The following is a 12,300-nucleotide window of genomic DNA, read 5'->3' as shown; positions in this document are numbered from 1 at the left end:
CCCGCCCGTGCCGTCCGTCCGGGTCCCGTCCGCTTCTCGTCCCGTTCCGGCTCAGCGCTCGCGCGCTCCCGCGTACATCTCCTCGATCAGGTCGCCGAATTTCCGTTCCACCACGGGGCGCTTCAGCTTGAGGCTGGGGGTCAGCTCGCCGTGCTCGATGTCCAGGTCGCGCGGCAGCACCCGGAACTTCTTGATGGTCTGCCAGCGCTGGAGGCCGCTGTTCAGCTCCTCGACGTAGCCGTCGATGAGGGTGCGCACCTCCTCGGAGACGACGACGGTCTCGTACGGTTTGCCCTTGAGCGCCTCCTGGTCCGCGGCCCAGGCCATGATCGACGGCTCGTCCAGCGCGATGAGCGCGGTGCAGAAGTTCCGTCCGGCGCCGTGCACCAGGATGTTGGAGACGTACGGGCAGACCGCCTTGAACTGGCCCTCCGCCTCGGCCGGCGAGATGTACTTCCCGCCCGAGGTCTTGATCAGGTCCTTCTTGCGGTCGGTGATCTTCAGATAGCCGTCGTCGGACTGCTCACCGATGTCGCCGGTGTGGAACCAGCCGTCCTCCTCCAGGACTTCGGCGGTCTTGTCCGGCAGCCCGTGATAGCCCTGCATGATGCCGGGTCCGCGCAGCAGGACCTCCCCGTCGTCGGCGATGCGCACCTCGGTGCCGGGCATCGGCTTGCCGACGGTGCCGGTGCGGTAGTTGTCCGTGCGGTTGCAGAAGCTGGCGGCGGACGACTCGGTGAGGCCATAGCCCTCCAGCACCGGGATGCCGGCGCCCGCGAAGAAGTAGCCCAGGTCGGGGGCGAGCGCCGCGGAGCCGGAGACGCAGCCGACCATCCGGCCGCCGAACGCCTCCCGCAGCTTGCTGTAGACCAGGCGGTCGGCGATGGCGTGCTTGACCTTCAGCCCGGCGGGGGCCGAGGGGGTGCCGGTGCGGCGCTGGTTGTCCTGGGTGGTCCGCGCGTACTCGCGCGCGACCTCGGCGGCCCACTGGAAGATCTTGTACTTGGCGCTGCCGCCGGCCCGCGCCTTCTGCGCGACGCCGTTGTAGACCTTCTCGAAGATCCGCGGCACGGCGCACATCTTCGTCGGCTGGACGACCGGCAGATTCTCGATGATCTTGTCAACGCGGCCGTCGACGGCGATGACGTGTCCGGCGTCGATCTGCGCGGAGATCAGCATCTTGCCGAACACATGCGCAAGCGGCAGCCACAGATACTGCACATCGTCCGGGGTCAGCAGCCCCGTCTGCGGGATGGCCTTGGCCATGTACGACCAGGCGTCCTGTGCCAGCCGGACGCCCTTGGGCCGGCCGGTCGTACCGGAGGTGTAGATGAGCGTGGCCAGTTGGTCGGAGCGCAGCCCGCGCACCACGTCCGTGACCGCGTCCGGGTGCTTCTCGCGGTAGGCGGTGCCACGCCGCTCCAGCTCGGCGAAGGAGAGCACCCAGCCCTCCTCGGCCTCCTCGGGCGCCGGTTCGCCGTCGATGAGCACCACGTGCGCCAGCTTGGGCAGCTCGGCGCGGTGCTCCCGTACCTTCGCGAGCTGGGAGGCGTCCTCGGCGACCAGGACGGTGCTCTCGGAGTCGGCGAGGATGAAGGCCGTCTCCTCGGCGTTGGTGCTGGGGTAGACGGTCGTGGTGGCCGCCCCGGCGCACAGGATGCCCAGGTCGGCGAGGATCCACTCGATCCGGGTGCCGGACGCGATGGCGACCCGCTCCTCGGGGCCGACGCCCAGCTCCATCAGCCCGGCGGCGAGGGCGAACACCCGCTCGGCCGCCTCGCCCCAGCTGTACGAGCGCCACTCATCGGGTCCCTCACCGGAGGCGCGGATCACCGGATAGCGGTACGCCTCCGCGTCGGGCGTGGCCTCCACGCGCTCCAGGAAGAGCGTCGCCACGGAAGGCGGCCGGTTCTCGATCAGGGACTGTGTGTCGCTCACGACATCCTCCGGGGCCCGCGTCCTGCTGTGTCGGCTCGGCTCGTGCGTGCTGACTCGCCTTGGCTCGTCGCGCCGCGTGACTCGCTCGCGCTTATTTGACTCACGAGTAACTACTGAGCAGTGATCAGAGTAAAGGCAGCAGCCCCCTTACGTAAGGGGGCTGCTGCGGAGGACTGCCCTCGGGTACGCCGAGGGGCGCCGGGCGGGACGGCGGGGCCCGGCGCGCCGGGGGCCGAGGCGCGCGGGAGGAGCTACTTCTTGGCCTTGGCCTCGCCGCCGCTGTCGTCGGAGGACAGCGCGGCGATGAAGGCCTCCTGCGGCACCTCCACGCGCCCCACGACCTTCATCCGCTTCTTGCCTTCCTTCTGCTTCTCCAGCAGCTTGCGCTTACGCGAGATGTCGCCGCCGTAGCACTTGGCGAGGACGTCCTTGCGGATCGCGCGGATCGTCTCGCGGGCGATGACCCGGGCGCCGATGGCGGCCTGGATGGGCACCTCGTACTGCTGTCTGGGGATCAGCTCCCGCAGCTTGTTGGCCATGCGCGTGCCGTAGGCGTACGCCTTCTCCTTGTGCACGATCGCGGAGAACGCGTCCACCTTGTCGCCCTGGAGCAGGATGTCGACCTTGACCAGATCGGCGCTCTGCTCGCCGGTCGGCTCGTAGTCCAGCGAGGCGTAGCCCCGGGTCTTGGACTTCAGCGCGTCGAAGAAGTCGAAGACGATCTCCGCGAGCGGGAGCGTGTAGCGCAGCTCGACCCGGTCCTCGGACAGGTAATCCATGCCCTGGAGGTTGCCGCGCCGCGACTGGCACAGCTCCATGATCGCGCCGATGAACTCGCTGGGCGCGATCAGCGTCGCGCGCACGACCGGCTCGTGCACGGTGTCGAGCTTCCCCGTGGGGAACTCGCTGGGGTTGGTCACCACATGCTCGGTGCCGTCCTCCATGACCACGCGGTAGACCACGTTGGGCGCGGTGGCGATCAGGTCGAGGCCGAACTCGCGCTCCAGCCGCTCCCTGATCACCTCCAGGTGCAGCAGACCGAGGAAGCCCACGCGGAAGCCGAAGCCGAGCGCCGCCGAGGTCTCCGGCTCGTACGTCAGCGCGGCATCGTTGAGCAGCAGCTTGTCCAGCGCGTCCCGCAGCTCCGGATAGTCCGAGCCATCCAGCGGATACAGCCCGGAGAAGACCATCGGCTTCGGGTCCTTGTACCCGGGAAGCGCCTTCTCCGCGCCCTTGGCCAGCAGGGTGACGGTGTCACCCACCTTGGACTGGCGCACGTCCTTCACACCGGTGATCAGATAGCCGACCTCCCCGACGCCGAGCCCGTCGGCGGGCGTCATCTCGGGGGAGTTGGTGCCGATCTCCAGCAGCTCGTGCGTCGCGCCCGTCGACATCATGCGGATGCGCTCGCGCCTGCTGAGCTGCCCGTCGACGACCTTCACGTAGGTGACCACGCCGCGGTAGGCGTCGTAGACCGAGTCGAAGATCATCGCACGCGCCGGCGCCGCCGCGTCGCCGACCGGCGGTGTGACCTGGCGTACGACCTCGTCCAGCAGCTCCTCGACACCCTCGCCGGTCTTCGCGGAGACCTTCAGCACGTCCTCGGGCTCGCAGCCGATGAGGTGCGCCAGCTCGGCGGCGAACTTCTCGGGCTGGGCGGCCGGCAGGTCGATCTTGTTGAGCACGGGAATGATCGTGAGGTCGTGCTCCATCGCCAGGTACAGGTTGGCGAGCGTCTGGGCCTCGATGCCCTGCGCGGCGTCGACCAGCAGGACGCAGCCCTCGCAGGCCGCCAGCGAGCGGGAGACCTCGTAGGTGAAGTCGACGTGCCCAGGGGTGTCGATCATGTTGAGGATGTACGGGCTGCCCGCGTCCTCGCTGGGCGCCCAGGGCATCCGGACGGCCTGGGACTTGATCGTGATGCCCCGCTCGCGCTCGATGTCCATGCGGTCGAGGTACTGCGCGCGCATCTGCCGCTTGTCCACGACGCCGGTGAGCTGGAGCATCCGGTCGGCCAGCGTGGACTTTCCATGGTCGATGTGCGCGATGATGCAGAAGTTACGGATCAACGCCGGGTCGGTACGGCTCGGCTCCGGCGCGTTCGTTGGGGTCGCGGGCACGCAGTGTCCTGTCGGGTTTGGCCTGTCGGGTCTGGCGGCGAGGGCTTCGGGTCGTTCCGTTCGCCCCCATGGTCCCATGCGCGCGGGGTGCGACCGGATTGGGAGGGGCCGAAGCCCGGCTGGTAGCCTGGGCGACTGTGCCTTCTGGCACTGAGACGGAACTCCGAAGTACATCCGAACCGCAAAGGCTCATTCGTGGCGAACATCAAGTCCCAGATCAAGCGGATCAAGACCAACGAGAAGGCACGGCAGCGCAACAAGGCCGTCAAGTCCGAGCTGAAGACCGCGATCCGTCGCACCCGCGAGGCCGTGGCCGCCGGCGACGCCGTCAAGGCCGCCGAGGCGCAGCGGGTCGCCGGCAAGAAGCTCGACAAGGCCACCAGCAAGGGCGTTCTGCACAAGAACAACGCCGCCAACAAGAAGGCGGCGCTGGCCAAGCACGTGGCCACCCTCAAGGGCTGACCTCACCCCTTCCGGCTCCGGCGTATCCGGCGGGCCCTCTCTCTTCCGCCCTCGCCAGAGCCACCGCTTGAGACAGCGCGCCGCACGCGGCCTGCGTTCGCCACGCGGGTGCGGCGCACGAGCACCACACGAGGCCCCGTCTCCCCCCTTCCCCAGGGCGGAGACGGGGCCTTCGTCATGCGCCCTCCGCCATACGCCGGGCCGACCCCCTGCCTCATGTGGGGCCGCTGGTGGGCTGGGTGGGGTGTGGCTGGGTGGGGTGTGGCTGGGTGGGATGTGGCTGGGTGGGATGTGGCTGGGTGGGATGTGGCTGGGTGGGATGTGGCTGGGTGGGATGTGGCTGGGTGGGATGTGGCTGGGTGGGATGTGGCTGGGTGGGATGTGGCTGGGTGGGATGTGGCTGGGTGGGATGTGGCTGGGTGGCGGGGCGCGGGGCGGAGTGTGGGGTGTGGCCTGCCTCGGGAGCCTGGTCTGGGGGGCTGGGCTCGGAGGAGGGGGACGGGAGGCGGACGGGAGAGGGAGGGGACGGGAGGGGACGGGAGTGGACGGGAGGGGACGGGAGGGCTGAGGTTGGTCCGGTCTCGGGAGGCCCGGACTCGAAGGGGGCTGGGGTCCGGTCTCCGGGAGCTGGTCTCGAAGGGGGCTGGGGTCCGGTCTCGGAGGGGCGCCCCGTCGGCGCCAGGGCGCCGTGCAGCGGCGGGCCGAAGGGACCGGCGATCAGCGGGAGCGGGCGGCACCGGCGATGGTGACGACCGCCTTCTCCAGCGCGTACTCGGGATCGCTGCCGCCGCCCTTCACCGCCGCATCGGCCTCGGCGACCGCGCGCAGCGCGGCCGAGACCCCGTCGGGCGTCCAGCCCCGCATCTGCTGACGCACGCGGTCGATCTTCCACGGCGGCATCCCCAGCTCCCGGGCCAGATCCCCGGGACGCGCCCCACGGGGGGCACCGGCGAGCTTGCCGATGGCACGGACGCCCTGGGCCAGCGCGCTGGTGATCAGCACAGGGGCCACCCCCGTCGCGACCGCCCAGCGCAGCGTCTCCAGCGCCTCCGCCGCCCTTCCCTCGACCGCCCGGTCGGCGACGGTGAAGCTCGACGCCTCCGCCCGGCCCGTGTAATAGCGCCCGACCACGGCCTCGTCGATCGTGCCCTCGACATCGGCGGTGAGCTGTCTGCACGCCGACGCCAGCTCGCGCAGGTCGCTGCCGATGGCGTCCACGAGCGCCTGGCACGCCTCGGCAGTCGCGGAACGGCCGAGCCCCCGGAACTCTCCCCGCACGAACGCCAGCCGGTCGGCCGGCTTCGTCATCTTCGGGCACTCCACCTCGCGCGCGCCCGCCTTACGGGCCGCGTCCAGCAGGGCCTTGCCCTTGGCTCCGCCCGCGTGCACCAGCACGAGGGTGATCTCCTCGGCCGGTGCGGTCAGATACGCCTTGACGTCCTTGACCGTGTCGGCACCAAGGTCCTGCGCCGCGCGGACGACGACGACCTTCCGCTCGGCGAAGAGCGAGGGACTCGTCAACTCCGCGAGGGTGCCCGGCTGAAGGTCGCCCGACGCCAGGTCCCTGACGTCCGTGTCGGCGTCGGCCGCGCGCGCCGCGTCGATCACGGCCCGCACGGCGCGCTCGATGAGCAGCTCCTCCTGCCCCACCGCCAGGGTCAAAGGGGTGAGCGGATCGTCCGTGGTCTTCTTACGCGTCCCAGCCATCGCCTCCCAGCATCCCACGTCCCACTGACACCCCCGGCCCGAGAACCGCTCCCTCCCGAGCCCCTGGCCCGGCCTCCCCACCCGGCTCGGGCCAGGGCTCGGTCCGGCTCACCCGGCTGAGAGAATGCCGTGGTGAGCGACGTACGACACGTGCTGGTGCTGCCCGACAGGGATGCGGCCGAGGAGGTCGCCGAGGAGCTGGAGCTCCGGCTCGGCCTGGCAGAAGAGCCCCAGCTCGTCCGCGACGCCCTCGCGGGCGAGGACGACGCCGAGGACGCCCAGTGGCTGGTGGTCCTCGAAGACCCGCACGCCGCCTACGACCGCGCCCTGCTCGACTCCCTCGCCTCCGCCCATGAAGGCTGGCTGGAGCGCGACTGACAGTGAGGATGTTCATGAGCGTCTCCCGCCGGGAGTTGACCCAGCGACTGACTGACCTTGGGTCCTCAACTGGATCTGTCGCTCCCGGCCGGGAGACGCTCGTGTGCACCCACCGGACTGGGCTTGCGTGACTTCATAAGAGCCTGGCCAGAGGCCCCATCACTGTCTTGTCCGCCCGTCCGGCCGGTGGCTGCCGCCCTGACAGGTCGAAGTGAGAGGACGGCGATGACCACCATCGCACAGCCGACGCGCGAGGTCACCGGAGGCGTCGACACGCACAAGGACACCCACACCGCCGCGGTGGTCGACTCCGCCGGCCGGCTGCTGGGAACGGAGCAGTTCGAAGCGAGCAGGGCCGGCTACCGCCGCCTGCTGGCCTGGCTGCTTTCCTTCGGCACCGTGGCGCTGGTCGGGGTGGAGGGGACCGGCGCATACGGCGCCGGACTCGCCGTCCATCTGCGCGAGCAGGACGTGCCGGTGGTCGAGATCGACCGCCCGGACCGCAAGACCCGCCGATGGCAGGGAAAGTCCGACCCCGTCGATGCCGAGGCTGCCGCCCGCGCGGCCCTGGCCCAACGCCGCACCAGCACCCCGAAACAGCGTGACGGCCGGGTCGAGGCACTGCGCTCGCTGCGTGTCGCCCGCCGCAGCGCGGTCAACCAGCGCGCTGACGTGCAGCGGCAGACGAAGACACTGATCATCACCGCTCCGGAGGAGCTGCGCGCCGTCCTGCGGGACCTGAGCGACAAGCAGCTCGTCGCCACCTGCGCGGCCGGGCGGCCGGATACCACCCGCGCCGGGGATCCGGCGATGGCCGTCCGGCTCGCGCTGCGCACCCTTGCCCGCCGCCACCAGCGGCTGGCCGAGGAGATCGCCGACCTTGACGCCCTCATCGGGCCCCTCGTCGCCGAGGTCGCACCCGCACTGCTCGCACTCCACGGCGTCGGCCCCGAGGCGGCCGGTCAGCTCCTGATCAGCGCGGGCGAGAACCCTGACCGGCTGCGGTCCGAGGCGGCCCTTGCGATGCTCTGCGGCGCCACCCCGATCCCCGCCTCCTCCGGGCGCACCCACCGCCACCGACTCAACCGGGGCGGTGACCGGGCCGCCAACTCCGCGCTCTACCGCATCGTCCTGTGCCGCCTGCGCTGGGACGCCCGCACACGCAGCTACAGGGAACGCCGCACCGCCGAGGGCCTGTCGAAGAAAAAGATCATCCGCTGTCTCAAGCGGTACGTAGCCCGGGAAATCTACCGCGTGATCACCACAAGCCACCCACACCTCACCGACCCCAGCGACCTCACCACAGCCGCTTGACATCCATAAGAGCATCCACCCCGCCCCCGCCACACTTCTCACGGGCCCTTGCTCTTCACCGGTCACCAGCGCCCGGTCACTAGTCACCGGTCACCCGGCGACGGGCGACGGGCGACGGGCGACGGGCGACGGGCGACGGGCGACGGGCGACGGGCGACGGTGCCCCGTGCGGTGGCGGCCGTGCGCGCGGCTCGCTCTCCACGCTCGCCGTCCTCCCGAGGGTGCCCCGCTGGGCTGCCACAGCCGGCGTCCCGTCCGGGCGCCTCGTCAGCGCCAGCGCCCCGTGCTGGTCGGTACGCGCCACGAGCGCGCCCGCCTCGGAGAGGCTCCGCAGCGTCTCGGGAGCCGGATGGCCGTACGGGTTGTCGCGTCCCGCGGACACGAGGGCCACGCGTGGCCGCAGCCGCCCGAGCAGCGCGGGGTCCTGGAACCGCGAGCCGTGGTGGGCGACCTTGAGCACGTCGGCCCGCGGCAGGTCGGGATGAAGCGCCAACAGTCCCTGCTGTGCCGCCGGTTCGAGGTCTCCGGGCAGAAAGAGCGTGAGACCACGGGTGCGCACGAGCAGCGTGACACTGGCGTCGTTGGCCCCTTCCCCCTCCCCACCGGTTCCGCCACCGGGAGGGCCGCCGGTGTCCGCCCCCGTCCCCGCGTCCGCCGGGGGCCACAGCACCTCCCACGACAGGTCGCCCGCCCGCCGCCGCTCTCCCACGGCCGACGGCACCACCGGCACCCCCGCCTGCCGCGCCGCCCTGCGCACGAACCCGGCCTGCCCGGCGGGCTCGGCCCGACCCGTCGTCTGGATCGCCCCGACACTCCGGCCCCGCAACAGCCCCGGAAGCCCGGCCACATGGTCGGCGTGGAAATGTGTCAGCACCACCAAGGGGACGCTGGTCACCCCCAGATCCCGCAGGCACCGGTCCACGGCTTCCGGATCGGGCCCCGCGTCCACGACCACGGCCCCGCCCGAGCCGCCACGCTCCCCGTCCACCGCCAACGCCAGCGCGTCGCCCTGCCCCACATCGCAGGCCACCATCCGCCAGCCCGTCGGCGGCCAGCCCGTGAACGGCCGCACCAGCGGCGCGGGCCGGGTCACCGCCACCAGCAACACCAGCGCGCACCCGGCACACAGCCACGGCCGGTGCGGCAGCCGAAGCCGCGCCGCCACCATCAGCAGTCCGCCCAGCACAGCCGCCAGCCCCAGCGCTCCGGCCCACGATCCGGGCCAGCCGATCTCTGCCCCCGGCAGCTCCGCACCGGTGCGCGCGATGCCCGCGATCGCCTCCACCGGCCAACTCGCCAGCCAGGCCAGCCCCTTCGCCGCCGGCATCGCCAGGGGCGCCCCCGCCAGCGCGGTGAACCCCAGCACCGTTGCGGGCGCTACCGCGAACTCCGCCAGCAGATTGCACGGCACCGCCACCAGGCTCACATGCGCCGCCAGCACCGCGACCACCGGAGCACACGCCGCCTGGGCCGCCGCCGCTGCCGCCAGGGCCTCCGCGATACGCGGCGGCCAGCCCCGCCGCCGCAGCGCCTCGCACCAGCGCGGAGCCACCAGCAGCAGCGAAGCCGTCGCAAGCACGGAGAGGAGGAACCCGAAATCCCGCGCCAGCCACGGGTCGTAGAACACGAGCAGCAGCACAGCCGCCGCCAGCGCGGGCAGCAGCGACCGGCGCCGTCCCGTGCCGATCGCCGCGATGGTGATCAGCCCGCACGCGGCGGCCCGCAGCACACTCGGCTCCGGACGGCACACCACCACGAAGGCCAGCGTCAACAGCGCCCCCACCACGGCCGTGCCGCGCAGTGACAGTCCCAGCCTCGGCGCCAGTCCTCCGCGCTCCGCCCTGTGCGCCAGCCCGGGCGGACCGATGAGCAGCACCAGGAGAATGGAAAGGTTTGCCCCGCTGACAGCTGTCAGGTGGGTCATGTCCGTCGCCCGGAAGGCGTCTTCCAGCTCCGGCCGCAGCCGCGAGGTGTCCCCGACCACCAGCCCCGGCAACAGACCCCTGGCATCCGCGCCCAGCCCTTCGCAGGCGGCCCGCAGGCCCGCACGCAGCTCGCCCGCCACGCGCTGCGTCGTCGTCGGCCCCCGCACCACGTGCGGTGCTCGGGCACTGACCCGCAGCACGGCCGCGATGCCCCTGCCGCCAGGCCGGTCGTCCGCCGGAGGCGCCAGGCGCGCGTTCACCCGCAGCCCGGTGGAGGGCAACAGCCGTAGCCACTCCGCCCGCTTCCGTACGGCAGCCCGGCTCTCATCGCCGGTCCCGGATTCGCCGTTGTCCAGGACGACCATGAGCAGCACCGGCGTCCGCAGCCGGGCCCAGGTGCCCTCCTCGGCGCCGTCGGCACCTCTGGCGCTTCCGCCACCGGGGGCGGGAAGCCGCACCACCTCCGCTGGGATCACGATCACCCCCGCCGAGGCCCGCGCTCCCCGCACCTGCGAACGCGTCGCCCGCGGGTCCCCGGTGACGGTGATCTCGGCCTGCGTGTGTGCGTAGCTCTTCGCGAGGTCCGGCAACGGGCCCCGGCGCACATCCGCCGCGTGCAAAGCGGCGCTCGTACCCGCCGCCGCAGCGCACAGCAAGGCGACCGCGACACCGATCAGCCCGGCCCGGTGCACCCCGGCTCCCGTCGGGGCCCGAGGAGCCCTGCTCTCCCCCGCAGCCGGGCGGGACCGGCGCCTGTGTCTGCCTCCGATGCCCGCGGCGAACAGGGCGAGCCCGGCGAGGCCGCACACGGCGATACCGATGGCCGCCACCGGACCGGAGACCCTCAGCGCGACCGCCGCCGCTGCCCATGCCGCCAAGGCGGGCGGAATCAGCCGCAGGTCCGGCGGCGCCTCCTGCCGGGGCTGGGCGTCCCCCAGCGCGGGCCGGGCACCCGGGGAGGCCGAAGGAGGAGCAGGCCTCGTCCGCGCGGCCTCCCCCGCCACAGGACTCATGGGGTCACCTGCGGCTTGATGTCCGCGAACCGCTTGTCCCCGATCCCGTTGACCTGCTGCAACTGGTCGATGGAGCTGAACCCGCCGTGCTCCGTGCGGTAATCCACGATGTGCTGCGCCAGCACCGGGCCCACGCCCGGCAGAGTCTCCAGTTGCTCAGGGGTCGCCGAGCTGAGGCTGATCGGGGCGCCGCTCGGTCCTGCCGCCGAGCCCCCGGAGGCAGCCGCGGCGGTCGATCCCGAGCCCGGCCCCGGCCCCGGTGCTCCTGGCTGTGGTCCTCCCTTCCCTTTGCCGGGTGTCCCCACCACGATCTGCTCGCCGTCGACGAGCAGCCGGGCGCGGTTGAGACCGCTCGTGTCAGCGCCGGGACGCAGCCCTCCCGCCGCCTCCAGCGCGTCAGCGACCCGCGATCCGGAGGGCAGCCGGCGCACCCCGGGCTTTCGGACCTTCCCCGAGACGTCGACCACCAGCCGCTTGCCGGAGGATGCCGCCCCACCCGCTCCGGGCGGGGCCCCCGCCACGGGCGACGTGGCCGAGGAGGGGAAGCCGGGGGACGGGCCGCCGGCGCCCCGGGGCCGCTGCTCGGCCGGAGCGGCCACGGGCTGGGGCCGCCCCGTCCAGAAGTGGTGGACCGCGAACCCGACGGCGACCAGCAGCACCAGCGACAGCGCCACCAGCGTCTTCGGCTCGACCCCGCATCGCGAGCGCAGCCACACCGGCAGCCGCTCCCCCAGGGCGAGCCCGGCCCGCTCCCGGAGCGAGAGCCGCTCCTCGGACCGCTGCTCCGCGAAGAAGCCGTCCCCCACGCGCCCAGCGTCTCCCCCCTCCCCCTGCCACGGCTCCCCACGGCGAGCGGCACCGCCCTCGCCCTCCCGCCACGCCTCCACACGCCCAGCCCGGACCCCGTGCTCGAGCCCTGAGTCCTCGGTCGCCGACACGCCTCCGCTGTCTCCCCGCCGCGGTCGCGCCCCGTCGGCCGAGCTCGCGCTCTGGCCGCCATGCCAGCGCCTGCCACGCCCGGCCCCAGTGCCGGTGCCGGTCCTATCTCCTGCCCACGGCTCCCCACGTCCGGTCTCCGCGTGCCCCGGGGGTCGCGAGCGCTCCGTGCCCTCCGGCCACTCCCCCACGGCGCGCCGGGAGCCGCCGCCAGGGGCACCGGGATCCGGCAGGTGGTCTTCCTCCGGCGCGCTCACGGACGGAACCGGTCCCGGCTCCACGCCCGCGCGCGTGGCCCGTTGGCGGCGCCTGCGCTCCTTGCCGAGGAGCACGGCCTCGCGAGCCGCCGCGACGGCCTCGTCATGTGGCATGACAGGGAGGGGCTCATCGCGCACGGGAGCGTTGGGCTCGACACCGAAGGAGGTGGAAGAGGAGGGCGGGCCCGGGGCTTCCGGCTCCGCGAGGAGGGCTTCCGCGCGGGTCGCCGCCACGCGGGAGCCCGGGGTC

8 protein-coding genes are annotated in these 12,300 nt (G+C 72.6%); 3 read left to right on the top strand and 5 right to left on the bottom strand.

From position 1 onward, the window contains the following. Positions 1-51: 51 nt before the first annotated feature. Both OHB04_RS28120 and lepA read right to left on the bottom strand, forming a co-directional pair. Positions 52-1,938, bottom strand: a complete 1,887-nt coding sequence (locus OHB04_RS28120; RefSeq protein WP_326690432.1) for an AMP-dependent synthetase/ligase — start codon at positions 1,936-1,938, stop codon at positions 52-54. 251 nt (positions 1,939-2,189) lie between these two features. After that, positions 2,190-4,058, bottom strand: a complete 1,869-nt coding sequence (gene lepA, locus OHB04_RS28115) for a translation elongation factor 4 (RefSeq protein WP_326690431.1) — start codon at positions 4,056-4,058, stop codon at positions 2,190-2,192. 195 nt (positions 4,059-4,253) lie between these two features. Here lepA and rpsT point away from each other — a divergent pair, with 195 nt between their 5' ends. Then, complete coding sequence (gene rpsT, locus OHB04_RS28110; protein ID WP_326690430.1) at positions 4,254-4,520, top strand: 30S ribosomal protein S20; 267 nt, start codon at positions 4,254-4,256, stop codon at positions 4,518-4,520. A gap of 717 nt (positions 4,521-5,237) precedes the next feature. Here the strand turns inward: rpsT and holA are convergent. After that, positions 5,238-6,227: a DNA polymerase III subunit delta gene (gene holA / locus OHB04_RS28105; RefSeq protein WP_326690429.1), complete on the bottom strand. Its 990-nt coding sequence runs from the start codon at positions 6,225-6,227 to the stop codon at positions 5,238-5,240. A gap of 132 nt (positions 6,228-6,359) precedes the next feature. On the opposite strand from holA, the gene OHB04_RS28100 reads away from it, so the two are divergent. Then, positions 6,360-6,605: a hypothetical protein gene (locus tag OHB04_RS28100; RefSeq protein WP_326690428.1), complete on the top strand. Its 246-nt coding sequence runs from the start codon at positions 6,360-6,362 to the stop codon at positions 6,603-6,605. Between the two features lie 225 nt (positions 6,606-6,830). Then, the gene (locus tag OHB04_RS28095; RefSeq protein ID WP_326808563.1) at positions 6,831-7,919 is read left to right on the top strand and encodes an IS110 family transposase; all 1,089 of its coding nucleotides are present in this window, start codon (positions 6,831-6,833) and stop codon (positions 7,917-7,919) included. A 79-nt stretch (positions 7,920-7,998) separates the two neighbouring features. On the opposite strand, the gene OHB04_RS28090 is transcribed toward OHB04_RS28095, so the two are convergent. Next, the gene (locus OHB04_RS28090) at positions 7,999-10,857 is read right to left on the bottom strand and encodes a ComEC/Rec2 family competence protein (protein WP_326808562.1); all 2,859 of its coding nucleotides are present in this window, start codon (positions 10,855-10,857) and stop codon (positions 7,999-8,001) included. Then, positions 10,854-11,663, bottom strand: a complete 810-nt coding sequence (locus OHB04_RS28085; RefSeq protein ID WP_442814967.1) for a helix-hairpin-helix domain-containing protein — start codon at positions 11,661-11,663, stop codon at positions 10,854-10,856. Before OHB04_RS28085 ends, OHB04_RS28090 begins: the two co-directional genes overlap by 4 nt. Between the last annotated feature and the right edge of the window lie 637 nt (positions 11,664-12,300).

The organism is Streptomyces sp. NBC_01775 (genome assembly GCF_035917675.1).
Lineage (GTDB): Bacteria > Actinomycetota > Actinomycetes > Streptomycetales > Streptomycetaceae > Streptomyces.
This window is presented reverse-complemented; position numbering and strand designations above follow the sequence as displayed.